This is a genomic window from Streptomyces endophytica (assembly GCF_026153355.1).
GTDB lineage: Bacteria > Actinomycetota > Actinomycetes > Streptomycetales > Streptomycetaceae > Streptomyces > Streptomyces endophytica.
On the sequence record NZ_CP110636.1, the window covers coordinates 1,432,567 to 1,453,635 of the forward strand.

At 70.6% G+C, this 21,069-nt stretch carries 20 protein-coding genes and 1 pseudogene; 12 read left to right on the forward strand and 9 right to left on the reverse strand.

What is annotated here, in order from left to right; all coding sequences use genetic code 11:
• Positions 1 to 135: 135 nt before the first annotated feature.
• Positions 136 to 2,532, reverse strand: a complete 2,397-nt coding sequence (locus OJ254_RS06510; protein ID WP_265361604.1) for an ATP-binding cassette domain-containing protein — start codon at positions 2,530 to 2,532, stop codon at positions 136 to 138.
• A 194-nt stretch (positions 2,533 to 2,726) separates the two neighbouring features.
• Here OJ254_RS06510 and OJ254_RS06515 point away from each other — a divergent pair, with 194 nt between their 5' ends.
• From OJ254_RS06515 to OJ254_RS06525, 3 genes are all read left to right on the forward strand, one after another.
• Positions 2,727 to 3,170: a helix-turn-helix domain-containing protein gene (locus OJ254_RS06515; RefSeq protein WP_030415894.1), complete on the forward strand. Its 444-nt coding sequence runs from the start codon at positions 2,727 to 2,729 to the stop codon at positions 3,168 to 3,170.
• Between the two features lie 31 nt (positions 3,171 to 3,201).
• On the forward strand, positions 3,202 to 3,861 hold the full coding sequence (locus OJ254_RS06520; RefSeq protein ID WP_265361605.1) for a hypothetical protein: 660 nt from the start codon (positions 3,202 to 3,204) through the stop codon (positions 3,859 to 3,861).
• Between the two features lie 189 nt (positions 3,862 to 4,050).
• Positions 4,051 to 4,395: a DUF2516 family protein gene (locus OJ254_RS06525; RefSeq protein WP_265361606.1), complete on the forward strand. Its 345-nt coding sequence runs from the start codon at positions 4,051 to 4,053 to the stop codon at positions 4,393 to 4,395.
• 71 nt (positions 4,396 to 4,466) lie between these two features.
• Here the strand turns inward: OJ254_RS06525 and OJ254_RS06530 are convergent, their stop codons facing one another.
• Positions 4,467 to 5,864 carry a PP2C family protein-serine/threonine phosphatase gene (locus OJ254_RS06530; RefSeq protein WP_265361607.1) on the reverse strand — a complete coding sequence of 466 codons (1,398 nt, stop codon included), beginning with the start codon at positions 5,862 to 5,864 and terminating at the stop codon, positions 4,467 to 4,469.
• A gap of 292 nt (positions 5,865 to 6,156) precedes the next feature.
• Complete coding sequence (locus OJ254_RS06535; RefSeq protein ID WP_265361608.1) at positions 6,157 to 7,257, reverse strand: C40 family peptidase; 1,101 nt, start codon at positions 7,255 to 7,257, stop codon at positions 6,157 to 6,159.
• Between the two features lie 447 nt (positions 7,258 to 7,704).
• Here OJ254_RS06535 and pstS point away from each other — a divergent pair, with 447 nt between their 5' ends.
• The 4 genes from pstS to pstB all read left to right on the forward strand — a co-directional run bounded on the left by pstS (position 7,705) and on the right by pstB (position 11,860).
• Positions 7,705 to 8,829: a phosphate ABC transporter substrate-binding protein PstS gene (gene pstS, locus OJ254_RS06540; protein ID WP_265361609.1), complete on the forward strand. Its 1,125-nt coding sequence runs from the start codon at positions 7,705 to 7,707 to the stop codon at positions 8,827 to 8,829.
• A 133-nt stretch (positions 8,830 to 8,962) separates the two neighbouring features.
• Positions 8,963 to 9,952, forward strand: a complete 990-nt coding sequence (pstC, locus tag OJ254_RS06545; RefSeq protein WP_265361610.1) for a phosphate ABC transporter permease subunit PstC — start codon at positions 8,963 to 8,965, stop codon at positions 9,950 to 9,952.
• Complete coding sequence (gene pstA / locus OJ254_RS06550) at positions 9,949 to 11,031, forward strand: phosphate ABC transporter permease PstA (protein ID WP_265361611.1); 1,083 nt, start codon at positions 9,949 to 9,951, stop codon at positions 11,029 to 11,031. Before pstC ends, pstA begins: the two co-directional genes overlap by 4 nt.
• 52 nt (positions 11,032 to 11,083) lie before the next feature.
• Entirely contained in the window at positions 11,084 to 11,860 is a 777-nt protein-coding gene (gene pstB, locus OJ254_RS06555; RefSeq protein ID WP_265361612.1) for a phosphate ABC transporter ATP-binding protein PstB, read from the forward strand.
• A 135-nt stretch (positions 11,861 to 11,995) separates the two neighbouring features.
• On the opposite strand, the gene OJ254_RS06560 is transcribed toward pstB, so the two are convergent.
• Both OJ254_RS06560 and OJ254_RS06565 read right to left on the reverse strand, forming a co-directional pair.
• Entirely contained in the window at positions 11,996 to 12,994 is a 999-nt protein-coding gene (locus OJ254_RS06560) for an inorganic phosphate transporter (RefSeq protein ID WP_265361613.1), read from the reverse strand.
• Positions 12,995 to 13,004: 10 nt separating this feature from the next.
• Entirely contained in the window at positions 13,005 to 13,625 is a 621-nt protein-coding gene (locus tag OJ254_RS06565) for a DUF47 domain-containing protein (RefSeq protein WP_265361614.1), read from the reverse strand.
• A 194-nt stretch (positions 13,626 to 13,819) separates the two neighbouring features.
• Here OJ254_RS06565 and OJ254_RS06570 point away from each other — a divergent pair, with 194 nt between their 5' ends.
• The gene (locus OJ254_RS06570) at positions 13,820 to 14,236 is read left to right on the forward strand and encodes a metal-sensitive transcriptional regulator (RefSeq protein WP_265361615.1); all 417 of its coding nucleotides are present in this window, start codon (positions 13,820 to 13,822) and stop codon (positions 14,234 to 14,236) included.
• Positions 14,237 to 14,243: 7 nt separating this feature from the next.
• On the opposite strand, the gene OJ254_RS06575 is transcribed toward OJ254_RS06570, so the two are convergent.
• Positions 14,244 to 14,456, reverse strand: a complete 213-nt coding sequence (locus tag OJ254_RS06575) for a hypothetical protein (RefSeq protein ID WP_423836002.1) — start codon at positions 14,454 to 14,456, stop codon at positions 14,244 to 14,246.
• A 124-nt stretch (positions 14,457 to 14,580) separates the two neighbouring features.
• Positions 14,581 to 15,447: an SCO4651 family lipoprotein gene (locus OJ254_RS06580; protein WP_265361617.1), complete on the reverse strand. Its 867-nt coding sequence runs from the start codon at positions 15,445 to 15,447 to the stop codon at positions 14,581 to 14,583.
• 173 nt (positions 15,448 to 15,620) lie between these two features.
• Here OJ254_RS06580 and OJ254_RS06585 point away from each other — a divergent pair, with 173 nt between their 5' ends.
• Positions 15,621 to 15,800: a hypothetical protein gene (locus tag OJ254_RS06585; RefSeq protein ID WP_423835846.1), complete on the forward strand. Its 180-nt coding sequence runs from the start codon at positions 15,621 to 15,623 to the stop codon at positions 15,798 to 15,800.
• A 145-nt stretch (positions 15,801 to 15,945) separates the two neighbouring features.
• A complete protein-coding gene (locus tag OJ254_RS06590; RefSeq protein ID WP_265361619.1) occupies positions 15,946 to 17,553 on the forward strand; it encodes an FAD-binding oxidoreductase in 1,608 nt (535 codons plus the stop codon).
• Between the two features lie 106 nt (positions 17,554 to 17,659).
• Here OJ254_RS06590 and OJ254_RS06595 read toward each other — a convergent pair whose 3' ends face one another.
• Together OJ254_RS06595 and OJ254_RS06600 are read right to left on the reverse strand one after the other, a co-directional pair.
• The gene (locus OJ254_RS06595; protein ID WP_265361620.1) at positions 17,660 to 18,385 is read right to left on the reverse strand and encodes a phosphatase PAP2 family protein; all 726 of its coding nucleotides are present in this window, start codon (positions 18,383 to 18,385) and stop codon (positions 17,660 to 17,662) included.
• A gap of 203 nt (positions 18,386 to 18,588) precedes the next feature.
• Positions 18,589 to 19,607: pseudogene (locus OJ254_RS06600) on the reverse strand (C40 family peptidase).
• Between the two features lie 174 nt (positions 19,608 to 19,781).
• Here OJ254_RS06600 and OJ254_RS06605 point away from each other — a divergent pair.
• Entirely contained in the window at positions 19,782 to 19,904 is a 123-nt protein-coding gene (locus OJ254_RS06605) for a hypothetical protein (RefSeq protein WP_265361621.1), read from the forward strand.
• Positions 19,905 to 20,194: 290 nt separating this feature from the next.
• On the forward strand, positions 20,195 to 20,503 hold the full coding sequence (locus tag OJ254_RS06610; RefSeq protein ID WP_030415911.1) for a hypothetical protein: 309 nt from the start codon (positions 20,195 to 20,197) through the stop codon (positions 20,501 to 20,503).
• Positions 20,504 to 21,069: the final 566 nt, after the last annotated feature.

The window sequence follows — 21,069 nt, forward strand, 5'->3', positions numbered from 1 at the left end:
CTCCTGTCGTCGTGATGTGTCGACATACCTCCATTATCGAGTATTTGCCCAGGTCACGGAGGGTTTTGGGGAGTTCGGGGGCCTGCCTGCGACCAGCGACAGCCGGGCAGCGGGCGGCCCGCTGCCCGGCCCTCCTCAGCTCCCGACGTACTCCGCGAGGTGCTGGCCGGTGAGGGTGGAACGGGTGGCGACCAGGTCGGCCGGGGTGCCCTCGAAGACGACGCGGCCGCCGTCGTGGCCGGCGCCGGGGCCGAGGTCGATGATCCAGTCGGCGTGGGCCATGACCGCCTGGTGGTGCTCGATGACGAGGACCGACTTGCCGGCGTCGACGAGCCGGTCGAGCAGGCCGAGGAGCTGCTCGACATCGGCGAGGTGGAGGCCCGCGGTCGGCTCGTCAAGTACGAAGACGGATCGGCCGCCGCCCTTCTCGGCCATGTGCGTGGCCAGTTTGAGCCGCTGCCGCTCGCCACCGGAGAGGGTGGTGAGCGGCTGGCCGAGGGTGAGGTAGCCGAGGCCCACATCGGACATCCGCTGCAGGATCTTGTGCGCGGCGGGGGTACGTGCCTCCCCGGTGGCGAAGAACTCCTCGGCCTCCGTCACCGGCATCGCCAGCACCTCCGCGATGTCCCGCCCGCCGAAGGTGTAGTCGAGCACCGAGGCCTCGAACCGCTTGCCCTCGCAGTCCTCGCAGGTGGTGGCGGTGCCGGCCATCATCGCCAGGTCGGTGTAGAGGACGCCGGCGCCGTTGCACGTGGGGCAGGCGCCCTCCGAGTTGGCGCTGAACAGCGCCGGTTTGACGCCGTTGGCCTTGGCGAACGCCTTGCGGATCGGGTCGAGCAGCCCGGTGTACGTCGCCGGATTGCTGCGCCGGGAGCCGCGGATCGGTGCCTGGTCGACCGACACCACCCCTTCCGCGGCCGGGATCGACCCGTGCACGAGGGAGCTCTTGCCGGAGCCGGCGACGCCGGTGATCACGGTGAGCACACCCAGCGGGATGTCCACGTCGACGTTCCGCAGGTTGTTCGCGGTCGCGCCGCGGATCTCCAGGACGCCGTCGGGCGTGCGCACCGCGTCCTTGAGCGAGGCGCGGTCGCCGAGGTGGCGCCCGGTGACGGTGTCGCTGCCGCGCAGCCCGTCGAGGGTGCCCTCGAAGCAGACGGTGCCGCCCGCCGTACCGGCGCCGGGGCCGAGGTCGACGACGTGGTCGGCGATCGCGATCACCTCGGGCTTGTGCTCCACGACGAGCACCGTGTTGCCCTTGTCCCGCAGCCGCAGCAGCAGGTCGTTCATCCGCCGGATGTCGTGCGGGTGCAGGCCCGCGGTCGGCTCGTCGAAGACGTACGTGACGTCGGTGAGCGAGGAACCGAGATGGCGGATCATCTTGACGCGCTGCGCCTCGCCACCGGAGAGGGTGCCCGCCGGGCGGTCGAGCGAGAGGTAGCCGAGGCCGATCTCCTCGAACGAGTCGAGGGTCTGCTGCAGCGCGGTGAGCAGCGGCGCCACCGAGGGTTCCTTGAGGGTGCGCACCCAGTCGGCGAGGTCCCTGATCTCCATCCGGCAGGCGTCCGCGAGCGAGATCTTCTTGATCTTGGCCTTCCTGGCGTGCTCGGCGAGCCGGGTGCCGTCGCAGTCGGGGCAGGTGGTGAAGGTGACCGCCCGCTCCACGAACGCCCGGATGTGCGGCTGCATCGACTCCGTGTCCTTGGACAGCATCGACTTCTGGATGCGCGGGATCAGACCCTCGTAGGTCATGTTGATGCCGGCGATCTTCATCCGGGTCGGCTCGCGGTACAGGAGGTCGTGCAGCTCCTTCTTGGTGAACCTGCGGATCGGCTTGTCCGGGTCGAAGAAGCCGGACTCCGCGTACAGCCGCGAGTTCCAGCCACCGCCGGTGTAGCCGGGGACGGTGAACGCGCCCTCGTTGATCGACTTGCTGTCGTCGTACAGCTGGGACAGGTCCAGGTCGGAGACCGCTCCCCGGCCCTCGCAGCGCGGGCACATGCCGCCGACCCGGTGGAACGAGACCTTCTCCGCCTTCTTGGCGCCGCGTTCCACCTTGATCGCACCGGACGCGCTGACCGAGGGCACGTTGAAGGCGAAGGCCCCGGGCGGGCCGACGTACGGCTTGCCGAGCCTGCTGAAGAGGATCCGCAGCATCGCGTTGGCGTCGGTGGCGGTGCCGACCGTGGAGCGGGGGTCGCCGCCCATCCGCTGCTGGTCGACGGCGATCGCGGTGGTCAGCCCGTCCAGGACGTCGACCTCGGGCCGGGCCAGGTTCGGCATGAAGCCCTGCACGAAGGCGCTGTAGGTCTCGTTGATCAGCCGCTGCGACTCGGCGGCGATGGTGTCGAAGACCAGCGAGCTCTTGCCCGAGCCGGAGACGCCGGTGAACACCGTCAGCCGGCGCTTCGGTATCTCGATGCTGACGTCCTTGAGGTTGTTCACGCGTGCGCCGTGCACGCGGATCCACTCGTGGCGGTCGGCAACGTGCGGCGCCGGCGACTGCCCGTCCGCTCTCGGGGCCCTGCTCATCGGTGTCTCCCTCTGCTGGAACTGCCATGGTGCCCGCCGGGTCGCGGGAAGGCGCCTCGTCGTGCGGCTCACGCTACGGGCGGGCGGCAGGCCGCGCTTCTTCGTTCCTGACCGGTGTGGCACTCGTTCCCCGCATGTACCACTTTTGCTAGCGCTTGCTTGCAATAGTTAGCACGGCGAGGCACCATCGAGGCATGGCATCACTCAACGTCGGCAATCTCGGCGAGTTCCTGCGGGAGCAGCGGCGCACCGCGCAGCTGAGCCTGCGGCAGCTCGCGGATGCCGCCGGGGTGTCCAATCCGTACCTCAGCCAGATCGAGCGCGGCCTGCGCAAGCCCAGTGCGGAGATCCTCCAGCAGCTGGCCAAGGCGCTGCGTATATCCGCCGAGACGCTGTACGTCCAGGCCGGAATTCTGGATGAGCGACGCGGTCTGGACGGGGTCGAGGTGCAGACCGCGATACTCACCGACCCGGCGCTGAACGAGAGACAGAAACAGGTCCTGCTGCAGATCTACGAGTCCTTCCGCAAGGAGAACGGACTGGTCAGCCGCGAGGACCGGGCAGCGGGCGGCCATGCGGACGGACGCGAGGCGGACGCCCATGAGACCGAGGCCGACGACGGCCCGCACGCCACCTGAGCAACCGATTCGTTCCAGGAGGAACCACGTCATGGCCATCAACACCGATGAGCTCCGCAAGGTCCTGACCGACGCAACCCCGCTCTACGCCGTGGCCGGCACCATCGATCTGGCCGCCGAGAAGCTCGGCGAGGTGCCGCAGCTGGTGGAGCGGCTCCGGGCCGAGGCGCCCAAGCGCTTCGATTCCGTCCGCAGCACCGATCCCAAGGAGGTCCAGGCCCTGGTTACCAAGCAGGCCAAGGACGCCCAGGAGAAGCTGGCCGAGCTGCTGGAGTCGCTCGACGGCGACTTCAAGAAGTTCCGCGACCAGGCGCAGGAGCTGGCGCTGCAGGGCGTCGGCCGGGTCGCCGAGACCGCGGTGAAGGCCCGGGAGGGCTACGAGGAGCTGGCCGAGCGCGGCCGGGGCGCGGTGGCGACCTGGCGCGGTGAGGTGGCCAACCGCACCGAGGACGTCGCGGTGGCGATCGAGCCGGAGCCGGCCCCCGCCAAGCCCGCCGCCAAGAGCGGCACCGCGAAGACGGGCACCGCCAACGGCTCCAAGACGCAGAGCAAGGCCGCCCCGTCGGCCAAGTCCACCAGCTCGCCCCAGACCAAGTCGGCCGCGGCGAAGAAGCCGGTCGCGCAGCGCAAGCCGGCACCGGCGCCGGCGCCGGCGCCGGCCAAGAAGAGCACCCCGCCCTCCGCGAAGTGAGCGCACGGCCGCGCACCGCGCACTGAGGCGCGGATCACGGCCGGGCCGGGCACACTTGGCGTGCCCGGCCCGTTGTGCGGGTACGGTGGGGCCGCACGGGCGGCAGCCGGCGCCCCCCGGCCCTCGATGGCCGGGCAGTCGGACCACACTGCACCAGACCACACGGCAGGCGAACGGGCGGAGGACGGCGTGCTGATCTACGGGTTCCAGTCGATTCTGAGCTGGGCGCAGCTCGCCCTGGGCATTTATGCCGCCGTGATGCTGATCGACGCCGCGGTGCGCCGCGAGGACGCCTACCGCGCGGCGAGCAAGCAGACCAAGGGCATGTGGCTGATCTTCCTGGCGATCGCCACGGCCCTGCTGTTCATCCTGCCGGTGATGTCGTTCCTGCCGATCATCGGCGTGATCGCGGTGATCGTCTACACCGTCGACGTCCGGCCGGCGCTGCGTGCGGTCTCCGGCGGTGGCGGCGGTCCGCGGCGCGGCGGTTCCAGCTCGGACGGGCCCTACGGGCCGTTCAACGGCGGGCGCTGAGCCCCCGGGGCCCGCGGAATCCTTCCGGGGCCCTCGTCATCCTTCGTGCGGAAAGCCCGCGGCCGCGCCGCTCAGCGGCGGTCCAGCAGCAGCACGGCCACGTCGTCCGTCAGCTCGCCGCCGTTGAGGTCGCGTACCTCCCGGACGGCCGCGTCCAGCAGGGCGTCGCCCTGCAGCCCGGACTCCATCTGCCGGCCGACGAGCTCCGCCATGCCCTCCTGGCCGAGCCGCTGGTTGCCCTCGCCGATCCGGCCCTCGATCAGGCCGTCGGTGTACATCATCAGGCTCCAGGAGCCGCCCAGCTCGACCTGGCGGCGCGGCCAGCGGGCCTCCGGCAGCAGGCCGAGCGCCGGACCGCCGCATTCGTACGGCAGCAGCTGCGGGCGCTCACCGGCCCGGGCCAGCAGCGGCGCGGGGTGCCCGGCCAGGCACAGTCCGGCGCGGCGGCCGTCCGCGGAGATGTCGACGGTGCACAGCGTCGCGAAGATCTCGTCGTCCGCGCGCTCGTGCTCCAGCACCTTCTGGAGGGTGGCGAGCAGCTCGTCGCCGCACAGTCCGGCGAAGGTCAGCGCGCGCCAGGCGATCCGCAGCTCGACGCCGAGGGCGGCCTCGTCCGGGCCGTGGCCGCAGACGTCGCCGATCATGGCGTGCACGGTGCCGTCGGCGGTGCGCACGGTGTCGTAGAAGTCGCCGCCGAGCAGCGCGCGGCTGCGGCCGGGGCGGTAGCAGGCGGCGAACCGCAGGTCGGAGCCGTCCAGCAGCGGGGTGGGCAGCAGTCCGCGCTCCAGGCGGGCGTTCTCCTGGGCGAGCATCCGCGACTCGGTGAGCTGGCGCTGGGCGAGGTCGGCGCGTTTGCGTTCGACGGCGTAGCGCACGGCGCGGCTGAGGACCGCGCCGTCCAGTTCGTCGCGGAAGAGGTAGTCCTGGGCGCCGACGCGTACGGCGTCGGCGGCGCGCTCGGCGTCCGTCTCGTAGGTGAGGACGAGGACGGCGTGCGAGGGGGCCAGCCGCAGGACGTCGCGCAGCATGCCCAGGGCATCGCCAGGGCCGCCGCCAGGGCCGCCGCCAGGGCCGCTGCCGCGCTCGCCCGCGGCACGGTCGGCGCGGTCGGCGGGTTCGGCCGGCGGCAGGTCGAGCAGGATGCAGTGCACGTCGTCGGTGAGCAGCCGCTCGGCCTCGGTGAGGTTGCGGGCGGTGCGCAGCCGTACCTTGCGGCCGGCCCAGTCCCACATGTCGGGGACGTGGCTGTTGGGGTCCTCGCCGATGAGGAGCAGGGTCAGGCCCTGGTGGACCGGGCCGTGATCGGCCGAAAGTCGCTGTTCGATTTCCGGGGCGTCCGTGCCCCGGTCCGTCGCGTCCCCCGCGCCCGGCGCGCCGGCGACCTGCGCGGTAAGCGCGCAGGCGTCGTCCACCGGTCCTGCCTGGTGCGGCAGCACGACCGTCCGCGGGTGCGGTACGGGTACGGGCATGGGTCTGCTTCCTTCCCTCCCCCCGAGGGGCCATGGGCGCCGACCGGCGCACCACGGTGCCCGGCTCCGCTCCGCTCTTGGGTCTGTCGAACGGGCACGCACCGGGCACTGACAGGCGACCATAGCGCCAGAACGGAGCGGTACGGAATGGCCATCGGCAATCGGCCATCGTCATATGCCGCGGCCGATAAGGCATTTGACCTGGGCCGGGGGGAATACGGAATGACGAATATCACCCCGCTTGAGTGCATTCGGCGACAAGCCGGCAACTCTCGGAGAGGAAACAATCCGGTCATTTATCGCGGACGTGATCCGCGTCATGGTGCCGCGGATCACCGTCCGGCCGGACCACCCCGAGGATCGGCATCGAGCCGGCCCCGGTGATCGTCACCTGCCGGCCGGGCCGCGGGGCGTGCACGATCGCGCCGTCACCGAGATACATCCCGACATGGCTGGCATCGGAGAAATAAATGATCAGATCGCCCGGCCGCATGTCCTGCAGCGCGACGTGCGGCAGCTGCCGCCACTGCTCCTGCGAGGTCCGCGGAATCGTCCGCCCGGCATGCTCCCAGGACCGCAGGGTGAGCCCGGAGCAGTCGAAGGTGTCCGGGCCCTCGGCGCCCCACACGTAATCCTTGCCGAGCTGTGCGGTGGCGTAGGAAATCGCCTTACGGCCGGCCGCCGACGCCTTATTGCTGATCTCGTCCAGTACGCCCGAGTCGAGCCACTTCTGCTGCTCCCGGAAGGCCGCTTCGTCCTCCAGCTTCTGCAGCCGGGCCTTTTCCTTCGCGGCCAGCCGGGATTCCAGCTCCTTCGCCGCGTCGATCTTTTTCTCGATGTCCTTGCGGGCGCTTTCCTTCTTCTTGCGGTTCGCCTCCAGCTGTTCCCAGCGGTCGGTCGCGGCGTCGGAATAGTTCTGCAAATCGCCCTGGAGGTGGGCGAGTTGACTGATCACGCGTTTGGCGGCCAGCTGCCCCTTGCGGGCCAGGGTGGCGTTGTCGAGGAAGGCCTCCGGGTCGGAGGCGAGCATCAGCTTCGCCTCGGCCGGCAGCCCGCCGCCGCGGTACTGCGCGCTGGCCAGGGCGCCCGCCTGCCGCTTGAGGGCGGCCAGGTCGTGCTGGGTGCGGTCGATGGTGCGGGCCAGCTTGACGATCTCCTTCTGCTGGCGTTCGACCTGCTCCTTGGCGGCGTTGTAGGCGTCGGTGGCCTGCTCGGCCTTGCGGTAGAGGGCGTCGATCTTCTTCCGCACGTCGTCGAGGTGGCGGGCGCCGGCGTCCGCATCGCCTGAGGCCTTCCCGGCGCCCGCGGGCGGGTCCTTCGGGTCGTCGGCGTACGCGGTGGACGCCGTGGCGCCCAGCAGGCCCGTGGCGCACAGGACGACGGCGGTGCACACCGCCAGCCGGCGGCCCGTGCCGGCCGGCCCGCCCGATTCACCCGTTACACCCTGTGCACCCCGTACATCCCGAACGCCCTGCCGTGCCCCCTGGCTCCCCACCAGCCACCTCCGGTCGTTCCGCACCGATTCGCGTCAACTCTCCGGCGCGGATGCTGCCATACCGGCCGGTAATTCAACAGAGCGACGGGCCCTTTAGTACGGGTGGGCGAGCACTTCTTTCCACGCACCCAGCCGATGGCCGAGGTTCACCCTGCGTTCACTCCCCTCCATCGGCGGCTTCACCTGATCTGCCTAATTTCGGCCGTACCGAGTGCGCGTCACGCCCGGAAGGCAAGCGCGACACGGCAGAAAACACGCCTCAACCGCACCCCCACGGCGGTCACCACACAGCTCACCACTTCGCACGCCGACGATGCGGCGCGCCCCAGGAAGGAATTCCCGACAGTGAAGCTTCAGCGCAAGAACCGGGTTCGCGCCCTCGCCGTTGGCGCTCTCGCCGTCTCCGGTGCCCTGGCCCTGACGGCGTGCGGCTCCGACGACACCACCGGCGGCAGCGGTGGCGGCAGCGCCGCCAAGACCTCGAACATCAAGTGCGAGGGCAAGGGCAAGCTGCTCGCGTCCGGCTCGTCCGCGCAGAAGAACGCCATGGACGTCTGGGTGCAGAACTACTCGGGCGCCTGCAAGGACACCGAGATCAACTACCAGCCGACCGGCTCCGGCGCCGGCGTGACCACCTTCCTGCAGGGCCAGACCGCCTTCGCGGGCTCCGACTCGGCCCTCAAGCCCGAGGAAATCACCAAGTCCAAGCAGGTCTGCAAGGGCGGCCAGGCCGTCGACCTGCCCATGGTCGGCGGCCCGATCGCGGTCGGCTACAACGTCCCCGGCGTGGACAACCTGGTCCTGGACGCCCCGACCCTGGCGAAGATCTTCGACTCGAAGATCACCAAGTGGAACGACGCCGCGATCAAGAAGCTGAACCCGGGCGCCAAGCTGCCGGACCTGAAGATCCAGGCCTTCCACCGCTCCGACGACTCCGGCACCACCGACAACTTCACCAAGTACCTCAAGGGTGCCGCGCCCGGCGACTGGAAGCACGAGCCGGCGAAGAAGTGGGAGGGCACCGGCGGCCAGGCGGCGTCCGGCTCGGCCGGCGTCTCCTCGCAGGTCAAGCAGACCAGCGGCGCGATCTCCTACTTCGAGCTGTCCTACGCGACCTCCGGCAAGATCCCCACGGTCAAGCTGAACACCGGCGCCAAGGCCCCGGTCGAGGCCACGGTCGACAACGCCTCCAAGGCCATCTCCGAGGCCAAGCAGGTCGGCAAGGGCAACGACCTGGCCCTGCAGCTCAACTACACCACCAAGGCCGAGGGCGCCTACCCGATCACCCTGGTGACGTACGAGATCGCCTGCGACAAGGGCAACAAGGCCGAGACCCTGCCGGCCACCAAGTCCTTCCTGACCTACGTCGCCAGCAAGGACGGCCAGGACGCCCTGAAGGCCCTCGGCTACGCCCCGCTGCCCACCGAGATCGCCGACAAGGTCCGCGCCACCGTCAAGACCCTCTCCTGACCCACCCGGGTGGCGGCCCGACCGTCGCCACACGGCCGAGGGGGCCCTTCCACAAGGGCCCCCTTCGGGCCGCCACCCGTCCGGTGCACCGCCGCGCCTGGAGTCCCCCGGGACTCCGCAGACCGGAGAATCCATGACTGCTTCTTCCATAGACAACCCGCCACCACCCGGAGACGTGCGTCCGTCCGTCTCGGGCAAGGCGGTCCGCCCCGGTGACCGGATCTTCCTCGGGCTCTCCCGGGGCTCCGGCATCGCCCTGCTGGTGATCATGGCCGCCATCGCGGTCTTCCTCACCTACCGGTCCGTGCTCGCCATCTCCGGCGACAAGGCCGACTTCCTCACCACGTTCGACTGGAACGCCACCGGCACCGAGCCGAAGTTCGGCATCGCGGTGCTCGCCTTCGGCACGGTCGTCAGCTCGGTGATCGCCATGCTGATCGCGGTCCCGGTCGCCGTCGGCATCGCGCTGTTCATCTCGCACTACGCCCCGCGCAAGCTGGCCTCGCCGCTCGGCTACGTCATCGACCTGCTCGCCGCGGTGCCCAGCATCGTCTACGGCCTGTGGGGCGCGCTCTTCCTCGTCCCGCACCTGTCCGGCCTCTACGGCTGGCTGAACGACTACCTCGGCTGGACCGGGATCTTCAGCTACTCCCAGGGCGCCGCCCGCTCGCTGTTCACCGTCGGCATCCTGCTCGCGATCATGATCCTGCCGATCGTCACCAGCGTCAGCCGCGAGGTGTTCCTCCAGGTCCCGAGGATGCACGAGGAGGCCGCGCTGGCCCTCGGCGCCACCCGCTGGGAAGTCATCCGGATGTCGGTGCTCCCCTTCGGCCGCTCCGGCGTCATCAGCGCCTCCATGCTCGGCCTCGGCCGCGCCCTCGGCGAGACCATGGCCGTCGCCACGGTCCTCTCGCCCAGCTTCCTGATCAGCGCCAGCCTGCTCGACCCGGGCGGCGGCACGTTCGCGCAGAACATCGCCAGCAAGTTCAGCGAGGCCGACCAGTTCGGCCAGGACGCCCTGATCGCCTCCGGTCTCGTCCTCTTCGTGATCACGCTGCTCGTCAACGGCGCGGCCCGCCTGATCATCGCCCGCCGCAAGGAGTACTCGGGAGCCGCCGCATGAGTATGGTGACGGACCGTCGTACGGTCGCCAACGGCCGCAATCCGCTCCCGGTCTCCCTCAAGCAGGCCCGGCTGCCCCGCTGGACCCCGCCGGTGCTCGCGCTGGTCGCGGTCGGCGTGGGCTGCGGCATCGGGCTGGCCGCCGGACTGGACAGCACCGTCCAGTGGGGCCTGATCGCCGCCCTGCTCTTCATCGGCGGCACCTTCGTGCTGTCCGCGGCCGTCGAGGGCACCCGGCAGGCCAAGGACCGGCTGGCCACCAGCCTGGTCTGGGTCGCCTTCCTGCTCGCCGTCGTCCCGCTGGCCTCCCTGCTCTGGGAGACCGTCGCCCGCGGCAGCAAGGTCCTGAACGGCTACTTCCTGTCGCACTCGATGGGCACCCTGCCGGACGCCATGCCCGGCGGCGGCATCTACCACGCGATCATCGGCACCCTGGAGCAGGTCGGCCTGGCCACCCTGATCGCCGCGCCGGTCGGTCTGCTCACCGCGATCTACCTCGTCGAGTACGGCCGCGGCCGGCTCGCCCGGGCCGTCACCTTCTTCGTCGACGTGATGACCGGCATCCCGTCGATCGTCGCCGGCCTGTTCATCCTGTCCGTGTGGATCCTGATCCTCGGCTTCGGCCCGTCCGGTTTCGCCGGGTCGATGGCGCTGGCCATCCTGATGATGCCGGTCGTGGTCCGCTCCACCGAGGAGATGCTCAAGCTCGTCCCCAACGAGCTGCGCGAGGCCTCGCTGGCCCTGGGCGTCCCCAAGTGGCGCACCATCCTCAAGGTCGTCCTGCCGACGTCGATCGGCGGCATCACCACCGGCGTGATGCTCGCCATCGCCCGCATCACCGGCGAGACCGCACCGGTGCTGCTCCTCGTGTGGGGCGCAAAGACGATCAACAACAACCCCTTCGAAGACGCCCAGCAGTCGCTCCCGCTGTACGTGTTCCAGCAGTGGCAGCAGGGTTCCGAGGCCTCCTACGACCGCGCCTGGGCCGCGGCACTGGTCCTCATCGCCTTCGTCATGATCCTCAACCTGGTGGCCCGCGGCATCGCCCGCTGGAAGGCCCCCCAGCACGCCGGTCGCTGACGCGGCCCACCCAGCGACCAGACGTACCCCCGCGAAAGAAGCAGTGATTTCCATGGCCAAGCGAATCGACGTCAGCGGCCTCTCCGCGTTTTACGGCGGCCACAAGGCCATCGACGACATCTCCATGACGATCGAGCCCCGCACGGTGACCGCCTTCATCGGCCCGTCCGGCTGCGGCAAGTCCACGTTCCTGCGCACCCTGAACCGGATGCACGAGGTCACCCCCGGCGGCCGCGTCGAGGGCAAGGTGCTGCTGGACGACGAGAACCTCTACGGCACCGGTGTGGACCCGGTCGCGGTCCGCCGCACCGTCGGCATGGTCTTCCAGCGCCCCAACCCGTTCCCCACGATGTCGATCTTCGACAACGTCGCGGCCGGGCTGCGGCTGAACGGCTCGTACAAGAAGAACGAGCTCAAGGACATCGTCGAGAAGTCCCTCAAGGGCGCCAACCTCTGGAACGAGGTCAAGGACCGGCTGAACAAGCCCGGCTCGGGCCTGTCCGGCGGCCAGCAGCAGCGGCTGTGCATCGCCCGCGCGATAGCCGTCGAACCGCAGGTGCTGCTCATGGACGAGCCCTGCTCCGCCCTCGACCCGATCTCCACCCTCGCCATCGAGGACCTGATCGGTGAGCTGAAGGAGCGCTTCACGATCGTCATCGTGACGCACAACATGCAGCAGGCGGCGCGGGTCTCGGACCGTACGGCGTTCTTCAACCTCGCGGCGGTCGGCCAGCCCGGCAAGCTGATCGAGATCGACGAGACCGAGCGGATCTTCTCCAACCCGTCGGTGCAGGCCACGGAGGACTACATCTCCGGCCGCTTCGGCTAGGCCCACCGGCCGGCCGCCCCAGAAACGTCCTGCGGTGCTGCATGGCGGTGCCACCGCAAGGCGAAGGGCCCGCCCCTCCTTCCCGGGGGCGGGCCCACTGCGTGGTGGTGGCCGGAGTGCTCGCCGGCCGGTGCGTCAGCCGAAGGCCAGCTGGATCAGCCAGAACGCGAGCGCCGCGACCAGTGCCGCCGCGGGCATCGTGATGAACCAGCCCATCACGATGTTCTTGGCGACGCCCCAGCGGACCGCACGCGAGCCCTTGGTCGAGCCGACGCCCATGATCCCGGCCGTGATGACGTGCGTCGTGGAGATCGGCGCGTGGAACATGAACGACGCGGTGTACATGACCGACGCGGCGGTGGTCTCCGCGGCGAAGCCCTGCGGCGGGTCCAGCTCGATGATCCGGCGGCCGAGGGTGCGCATGATCCGCCAGCCGCCCGCGTACGTACCGAGCGACAGGGTGATCGCACAGGCCAGCTTGACCCAGATCGGGATGGCCGCGTCCTTGTCCTCGACGTCGGCGATGACCAGGGCCATCACGACCACGCCCATGGTCTTCTGCGCGTCCTGCAGGCCGTGCCCGAGCGCCATGCCGGCGGCCGAGACGGTCTGCGCTATGCGGAAGCCCCGCTTGGCCTTGTGCGGGTTGGACCGCCGGAACAGCCAGAGGATGACGACCATGACCAGGTAGCCGAGCACCAGGCCGATCACCGGCGAGATGAACATCGGCAGGACGACCTTCTCGATCACCCCGGACCAGATCACCTCGGTCCCGCCGGCCAGCGCGGCGCCGACCATGCCGCCGAACAAGGCGTGCGAGGACGACGAGGGCAGGCCGAAGTACCAGGTGACGAGGTTCCAGGCCACCGCGCCGAGCAGCGCGGCGAACAGGATGCCCATCCCGTGGTTGCCGTGCGGGGTGGCGATCAGCCCTTCACTGACCGTCTTGGCGACGCCGCTGCCCAGGAAAGCACCGGCGAGGTTCATCACCGCGGCCATCGCCAGGGCGGCCCGCGGGGTCAGCGCCCGGGTCGAGACCGAGGTCGCGATCGCGTTCGCCGAATCGTGGAAGCCGTTGGTGTAGGTGAAACCGAGCGCGACCGCAATGGTCACGATGAGCGCGAAGGTGTCCATGGCGTAGGGCTCAGGACTCCTTGACCGCGATGGTCTCGACGGTGTTGGCGACGTGCTCGAACGCGTCCGCCGCCTCTTCGAGGATGTCCACGATCTGCTTGAGCTTGAGTACCTCGATGGCGTCGTACTTGCCGTTGAAGAGGTGCGCGAGCAGCTTGCGGTGGATCTGGTCGGCCTGGTTCTCCAGCCGGTTGACCTCGATCCAGTACTCGGTGAGGTTCGACATCGTCCGCAGGTTCGGCATCGCCTCGGCGGTCAGCTCCGCCGCCCGCGCCAGCACCTCGATCTGCTGCTCGACGCCCTTGGGCAGCTCCTCGACCTTGTACAGGACGACCAGGTCGACGGCCTCCTCCATGAAGTCCATGATGTCGTCGAGCGACGAGGCGAGGTTGTAGATGTCCTCGCGGTCGAACGGCGTGATGAACGAGGAGTTCAGCTGGTGGAAGATCGCGTGGGTCGCGTCATCTCCCGCATGCTCGGCCGCTCGCATCCGCTCGGAGATCTCGGCCCGTGCGGAGGCGTCCGCCCCGAGCAGTTCCATCAGGAGCTTCGAGCCCGTGACGATGTTGTCCGCGGAGGCGGCGAACATGTCGTAGAAGCTCGTCTCCCTGGGGGTCAGACGAAAACGCACGTGAAATCCTCGGGGTGCATCGGATTCGGTCGAGTTGATGCTAGGCGCATCATCCAGCCACTGCTAACCGGCATTCCTTCAGTGTCGCCCATCGGGCAGCATGCTCTGCACGGGGTACCACGAGTGCCCGCAAAGTTCGGTACCATATACCCACCAGGGGTATATAGATCGCCTAAATACCACGGGAGACGGCCATGACGACCACGGACGCCGACACCACCGGCCGCACCGCAGCCGCCGCGGCCGACCACTCCTCGCAGCCGGAAAACGACCCCCGAGGCACCACCCGCACCGTGACCGATACCGCAGAAACCTCCCCGGCCCACGGCGTCCACGGCTACGCACAGCAGAAGGACGCACACCTCAAGCGACTGCGCCGCATCGAGGGCCAGATCCGCGGACTGCAGCGGATGCTGGAGGAGGACGTCTACTGCATCGACATACTCACCCAGGTCTCGGCGAGCACGAAGGGCCTGCAGTCGTTCGGGCTCCAGCTCCTCGAGGAGCACCTGCGGCACTGCGTCGCCGACGCGGCGGTCAAGGGGCCCGAGGCCATCGACGCCAAGGTCCAGGAGGCCACCAAGGCCATCGAGCGGATGCTGCGGAGCTGACTGCGGGCTATCCACGTCCCGCGGCACCGGACGGCCCGCCGCCGGCCCCGCCCCCGGCTCCGTTCGCCTCCACGTCCAGCACCTCGTCGATACGGTCCGGGCTGAGCCGGTCCTCGCTCGCGGCCGCCGCCGCGATCATCAACTCACCGGTCAGATCGATCTCCACGAGGGCCACGTGGTCCTGGGCCGTCGAATGGCGGTGGCCGGCCACGGACAACACCTCCTCCTCCGGGCGCCTCGCACGCATGCGGTGGTACCGCCAGCGTAAGGACGGGCGCACGCCGCGCGCATGGCACGGAAGGACCATTTCCGCTCCCGGCGACCGGCCCTGACGGGCGGGGCCCCTACGGGGCCGCGGAGGCGATCTTGCCGGCGTAGATGTCCCGGCGGTCCGGCAGGCGGACCACGACGGGCGTCCCGAAACCGGACAGTTCGGTGGTCGACGTCACCGATGCCCCCTTGGGCGCGCCATTGGCGAAATGGAAGCTTTCGCGCACCTTGCGCAGCCGGCCCGCCTCGTCCAGATACACGTCGAACGGCACCACGTCGGTGGTGAACCCCTTCTCCGCGGCGACCAGCGCCGGCCCGCTCCGCGCCGAGGCGGCCCGCGCGGCCACCGCGATGTCCGTGGTCCCGCGGTAGTGCCGCACCGGCACGCCGTCCAGCCGCTCCTCGCCCTGGTACGTCACCTGCCGTGCGCCGCGCAGCAGTTCCGCCGCGGCGAGCGGATCGGTGGCGCCGCCGGTGACGAGGTTGCCGTCGGACAGTGCGGCGGTCTCCACCCGCACCCACTTGTCGGCCGGCACCCCGGCCCCCCGGTTCTTCATGTACAGCGCGCCGGGCGCGAGGATCTCGGTGATCGGCTGGCGGCCCTCGCCCGGCCGGCCCGCCGGGTCCGGGAGGACCACGACGAGCCGTCCGGTGGCGGTGGTGAAGTCGTAGCCGCCGGTGCCGCGGATGGCGACGCGGGTGCCGCCGCTGTCCGTCTCCATGGCCGTGCGGACCCGGGCCGAGCGGGCCCGGAGCAGGGCGTCGGCGCTGCCGCGGACCCGGGCGGCGGCCGCGGCGGCGGACCCGCCGGGCGGCTCGTGGTCGTCGGCCACGGCGCCTTCGGAGGAACAGCCCGCCGTCAGCAGTCCGACCGCCAGACCCGTCCCGCACGCCAGGGCCACGGCGGCCGCCCGGCCGCCCCGCCTGTCCTGCACCACCATCGCGTACGAGCCCCCTCGGCCGCTGTCTTCGGGACCGGCCTGGCCGGCCGGTCCGCTCGGGAGGGTCCGACGTCCCGCCCGTGCGCGCCTGACGTTCCGTCGACCGATCCGTTCAACGACCGTTGCGGGGGCTCGTCACGCTGGCGACATCCGAGGCGCGTAGCGTGGCGCGCGTGCCCGACCGAGCGCTGCATGCGACCTCCACCACCGAACGCGGCTCCTTCTGCACGGCCCGCTGCGCCTGCGGCTGGCGCGGGCCGGCCCGGCGCGCCCGCTCCCAGGCGCGGACGGACGCGGAGCGGCACGCGTCGGAGGCCGGCGACGGGCCCCGCCCCGAACACCCCGTGGAATGAGGGAATCCGTTCCGGGAACCCCCAACGCCCCTCACGCATCTGCCTAGTGAGGGAAGCAACAGCGGTCCCGTGACCGCCCCGCGACGACCAGCCGGGCCACCGGCAACCGGGGCAGGACCGTTCGACATCGAGGGGATCCATCCCAGTGAAGCGGCGCACACTCCTGCAGACCGGCGGCGGACTCGCGGCGACCTCGGTCGTCTGGGCCACCGGTTGCGACAACAAGAGCGGCGGGACGGGCGCGGCCTCCTCCTCCGCCACGGCCGGCTCCGACGCACTGCAGACCAACGCGGCATCCGTCCCCGCACGGATCGCCGCCGGCCGGGCCACCCCGGCCTCCTGGACGGCGCTCGGCAAGAGCCTGGACGGCAAGCTCGTCCGCGCCTCGGACGCCGCCTACGCGGCCGCCCGGCGGCTCTACAACACCCGCTACGACGACCTGAAGCCGTCGGCGATCGCGTACGTCAAGCACCCGGCCGACGTCGCCGAATGCCTGGCGTTCGCCCGCCGGTACGGCACCCAGGTCGCGATCCGCAGCGGCGGCCACTCCTACGCGGGCTGGTCCAGCGGCAACGGCAAACTCATCATCGACGTCTCCGCGCTGGCGAAGGTGGGCGCGCCGTCCGGCGGCGTGACCCGCATCGGCGCCGGCGCCAAGCTCATCGACGTCTACCAGGGCCTGGCGGCGCACGGCGTGACGATACCCGGGGGCTCCTGCCCCACCGTCGGGATATCCGGGCTCACGCTCGGCGGCGGCCACGGCGTGGTCTCCCGGGCGTACGGGCTGACCTGCGACAGCCTGGTCGGCGCGACCGTCGTCACGGCGGACGGGAAGACCGTCGACTGCGACGCCAAGCAGCACGCGGACCTGTTCTGGGCGCTGCGCGGCGCCGGCAACGGCAACTTCGGCGTGGTCACCGAGCTGCGCTTCCGTACGCATCCGGCGCCGCGCGCGGTGATGGCGTACATCACCTGGCCGTGGGCCAAGGCGGCGAAGGTGGTCGCGTCCTGGCAGAAGTGGGGGCCGGTGCAGGCGGACGAGATATGGTCCGCCTGCCATCTCGACGCCCGGCCCGGCGGCACCCCGGGGGTGTCGGTGGCGGCGTTCTCCCTGGGGACGTACGGCGATCTGAAGAACGCCGTGGACCGGCTCGCCGACCAGGCGGGCGGCCCCGGCCCGGCGTCCACCGTGCACCTGACCCCGATCGGCTACCTGGACGCCATGGAGAGCTACGCGGGCTGCTCGTCGAAGACCTCCGCGCAGTGCCACATGCCGGGTTCGCTGCCCGGGCACACCGGCGGCGGCCAGCTGGGCCGCGAGACCTACGCGGCCCGTTCGCACTTCTTCGACCGTTCGCTGTCGGCGGCCGGCATCCGGACCCTGATGGACCAGATCGAGCGCGGCGGCCGCAAGGGCGTCGCCGGGAACGTGGCGCTGACCGCGCTGGGCGGGGCGATCAACCGCGTGGGCCGCACCGACACCGCGTTCGTGCACCGCGGATCGCGGTTCCTGGCCCAGTACTTGACGTCCTGGCCGGCGAGCGGCTCGCCCGGCACCCGCACAGCGTGGCTGGATTCCTTCCATGACGCGATGCGCCGGTACTCCTCGGGCGCCGCGTACCAGAACTACACCGACCCGAACCTGACCGACTGGAAGACCGCCTACTACGGGGCGGCCGCCGGACGGCTCGCCCAGGTCAAGAAGACCTACGACCCGCAGCGGCTGTTCAGCACCTTCCCGCAGGCGCTCTGAGCCCGCCGGCGGACATACGGACGGCCCGGCCCCCGCGTGGGGTCCGGGCCGTCCGCATCCGCCAGGTCTTCGTTCCCGTAAGGGGGGCCGGGCCGGTGGGCGTCCGTCAGGCCGCCAGGTCCTTGTCCCGCTCCTTGGGGCCGCGCGGCAGCGCCGGTCCGGAGGCGACCACCCGGCTGCCCTCGCCGTCCTGGCCGGGACGGCCGTCCGCCGGCACGCCGGGCGCGCGGACCAGCCAGAACACCTTCGAGCGGCCGATCGCGGTGGTGAGCGGCACCAGCAGGGCCTGGGCGAGCGGCGCGAGCAGCAGGGCGACGGCGGTGCCCAGCGCGAAGCCGCCGATCACGTCGGTCGGGTAGTGGACGCCCATGTAGACGCGGCAGAAGCCCTCCGCGAGCGCCAGCGCGATGCCGATCAGGCCGTAGGTGCGGTGCGCGATGAACAGCCCGACGCCGACCGCCATGGTCAGCGTGGCGTGGTCGCTGACGAACGAGAAGTCGCTCTTGCCGGGGATCAGCACCGCCAGTCCGGCGTGGTCCTTGAACGGCCGGGGCCGCTCGACGAACTCGCGGATCGGGATGTTGGCCAGCAGCGCGATCCCGGCCGCCAGCGGGGCCCACACCAGGCCGGCGACGGAACCGGCGGCGCCCGGCCGGCGGCGCGCTGACCACCAGGCGATCAGGCACAGCACAGCGAGGGCGGCGATGATGCCGTACTCGCCGATGTACTCCATGGCCTTGTTGACCCAGTGGGGGGCGTCCTTCGCGAGGCCGTTGATGCCGTCGAGCACGTCGACGTCGGGGTTCGGCCCCTCGAATGCGAGTCCAGCCATCTACCGCGGCCCTTATCTTTCGCGCGCGCGTGCGCCGTCCGTGTGCTGCCAACCCCCGTGGTCGTCGAGCGTGTGCTGCTGCGAGCTGCTACGTCCCCACGCCTAGGAAACGTGATGACCGCCCCGGTCGTTCCACTCTCCACCGGATGATCACCAGGACGTTATCGAAGCTTGACTCATCACTGCAGTTCAGGGCCCTATGTTCACGCAGCGTTCGCGGCGGGCAGCGCTTTTGCGCCATCCGAGGTGACGCGGGTCGCCCCGATGTAGTCCGGTGTGTCGATCTTGTCGAACCGGATCACCGCCCCGGTGTACGGCGCGTTGATCATGTACCCGCCACCGACGTAGATGCCCACGTGGTGGATCGAGCGCGGATCGTTCAGGTCGTACGCGAAGAACACCAGGTCCCCGGGAGCAGCTCGCTCCGCTTCGGATGGGGCCCGGCGTTCCACTGGTCGTTCGCCACCCGCGGCAGCTCGATGCCCACCGAGTGGTACGCGGCCTTGGTCAGCCCGGAGCAGTCGAACCGCCCGCCCTGCGCGGCCGTGCCCGTCCCGCCCCACAGATACGGCCGGCCGAGCTTGTCCTGCGCGTAGTAGATGGCCCCGGCGGCCTGCCGGGACGGCGCCACCGGCCCGCGCGGCGCCTCGAAGCTCTTGGCCAGGGTCGTGATGGTCTTCACGTAGTTCTGGGTCTCGCGGTACGGCGGGACGCCGTTGTACTGGATGACGCGGTACGCACCGGCGTTGTAGGCGGCCAGCATGTTGTGCGTGGCGTCGCCCGGCGCCTTCTTCACGTAACTGGCCAGCTCGCAGTCGTACGAGGCGGCCGACGGGATCGCGTCCTCCGGGTCCCAGACGTCCTTCTTCCCGTCACCGTTGCCGTCGATGCCGTGCGTCTGCCAGGTGCCCGGGATGAACTGCGCCATGCCCTGCGCGGCCGCCGGGCTCTGCGCCTTGGGGTTCCACCCGCTCTCCTGATAAAGCTGCGCCGCCAGCAGCGCGGGGCTTATGGCCGGACAGAGCGTGCCCCACTTCTGCACCAGATCCTGGTACGCGGCCGGCACCGCACCCTTCGCCAGCCCGAGCGCCCGCCCGCCGACCCCGGCCAGCCCGGCCGCCGCCACGTACGTACCGATCACGAGCAGCCCGAGCAGGAGCACCAGCCCCGACCCGAGCCCACCGGCCACCCAGAATTTCCGCACCCCCCAACCCTCCCCCATTCAGGCGCGGTTCACTGCCTTTTTCCGGCCGTGCGGTGCGCGTCGCGCGTCACACCGGCGGCGCAGGGGGCGCGCCGCCCCGGACGCGATCCCGCTCACATCCGCCCCGCGCGGCACCCGGCACACCGCCGGATGAGCGACACTGCACGGGACACCCGAACCAGGACGAGAGCCATGGACCCGAACAATCAGCGGCAGATGAACCGTCACCTGTGGTGGCGGGTGGCGTACTTCCTCTTCGCGATCCACCTGGTGGCCCTCGTCATGGTCTTCGCCATGACGCACGCACCGAAGTAGCCGGAGCGGCCGTCCGCGGCACCTCCCCGCCGCACCGATGATCATTGCTCACGGTTATCCCCCGTGATACACACAGTGAGACCCGTCGGCTCAATGGGTGGTCCGCACCCGCGCGTACACGCCACCCCCATGGGATCCGTCGAAGAAAGGCGTCAAGTCGACTTCTGACGGCGTCTTTGTCAGCGAAGATAGAGGGCGAAGGGAACGGCCGACCTGCGCCGGCCGGCGCAGCGGCATCATCAACGACCCATAAAGGGGCGGTGAGTTCACACATGGCGCAGATGTCACACATGGTCCTTGCAGCCGAGAAGGGCGACATCACCACCATCATCGGCGGAATCGCCCCGGACTGGGGCCCGTTCGGAAGCCTGGGCAACGAGGCCCGCGTGATGGTCGAAGTGGTCATGGCGGTGGCGATCCTGCTGTGCCTCGGCATCGCGATCTGGGGCGCCGCCAAACAGCGCATCGGCGCCACCGCGCTGCGCGACACGTTCAGCGCCGAACAGGGCAAGGGCCTGATCGTGGCCGGCCTGACCGGCGTCTTCATCATCGGCTCGCTGGGGACGCTGTTCACCATCGTGTACGGAATGGCGGTGTAGCGCCGCCGGGGCCGGGCGGGGCCGGGTCGAGATCCGGGCGGGTCGAGATCCGGGCGGGGCGGAATCCGGGCGGCGCGGAATCCGGGCGGGGCAGGGAGCGGTCCGAGGCCGCAGCGGCGCGACACCGAGGCCGGTCCGGTCCGATACCGCGGCCGGGGCGGTCCGGTACCGCCGCCCCTGGGCGCACCCGAGCAGGCGTCCTTCCCCGCGCCGCACCCCCTGCGCCCCCGCCCGTCCTCCCTCCGCCGTCCCGTGCCCCCGCCCGCTCCCACCCGGCCGCACCTCCCCCGCGAAGGCCCCCTGTGAAGGCCCCATGCTGACGCCCACTCACCCCGGTCCACCGGGCCCGCCACGCGCCCTTCGCACGCCCGCCACCAGCGGGCCGATTGGGTTGCCCGCCGGGCGGGGACAGGTGGATCCGGGGGAAGGAAGGCCCGAAAAGGCGCAAGAGGGCGACGGCCGACGCGGAGCGAGGCGATGAGTACAAATAACCCACAGTCCCCCATTCGCCTCCGCGGCACCGCATCTGAGGACCCGTCACCGTGAGATCTACTCGTATCCCCGCG

Excerpts from the sequence above, each read along its gene's own strand:
- OJ254_RS06510 (WP_265361604.1), bottom strand. The coding sequence starts at position 2,532 with ATGAGCAGGGCCCCGAGAGCGGACGGGCAGTCGCCGGCGCCGCACGTT.
- OJ254_RS06515 (WP_030415894.1), top strand. The coding sequence starts at position 2,727 with ATGGCATCACTCAACGTCGGCAATCTCGGCGAGTTCCTGCGGGAGCAG.
- OJ254_RS06520 (WP_265361605.1), top strand. The coding sequence starts at position 3,202 with ATGGCCATCAACACCGATGAGCTCCGCAAGGTCCTGACCGACGCAACC.
- OJ254_RS06530 (WP_265361607.1), bottom strand. The coding sequence starts at position 5,864 with ATGCCCGTACCCGTACCGCACCCGCGGACGGTCGTGCTGCCGCACCAG.
- pstC (WP_265361610.1), top strand. The coding sequence starts at position 8,963 with ATGACTGCTTCTTCCATAGACAACCCGCCACCACCCGGAGACGTGCGT.
- pstA (WP_265361611.1), top strand. The coding sequence starts at position 9,949 with ATGAGTATGGTGACGGACCGTCGTACGGTCGCCAACGGCCGCAATCCG.
- pstB (WP_265361612.1), top strand. The coding sequence starts at position 11,084 with ATGGCCAAGCGAATCGACGTCAGCGGCCTCTCCGCGTTTTACGGCGGC.
- OJ254_RS06560 (WP_265361613.1), bottom strand. The coding sequence starts at position 12,994 with ATGGACACCTTCGCGCTCATCGTGACCATTGCGGTCGCGCTCGGTTTC.
- OJ254_RS06570 (WP_265361615.1), top strand. The coding sequence starts at position 13,820 with ATGACGACCACGGACGCCGACACCACCGGCCGCACCGCAGCCGCCGCG.
- OJ254_RS06580 (WP_265361617.1), bottom strand. The coding sequence starts at position 15,447 with ATGGTGGTGCAGGACAGGCGGGGCGGCCGGGCGGCCGCCGTGGCCCTG.
- OJ254_RS06595 (WP_265361620.1), bottom strand. The coding sequence starts at position 18,385 with ATGGCTGGACTCGCATTCGAGGGGCCGAACCCCGACGTCGACGTGCTC.
- OJ254_RS06605 (WP_265361621.1), top strand. The coding sequence starts at position 19,782 with ATGGACCCGAACAATCAGCGGCAGATGAACCGTCACCTGTGGTGGCGG.
- OJ254_RS06610 (WP_030415911.1), top strand. The coding sequence starts at position 20,195 with ATGGTCCTTGCAGCCGAGAAGGGCGACATCACCACCATCATCGGCGGA.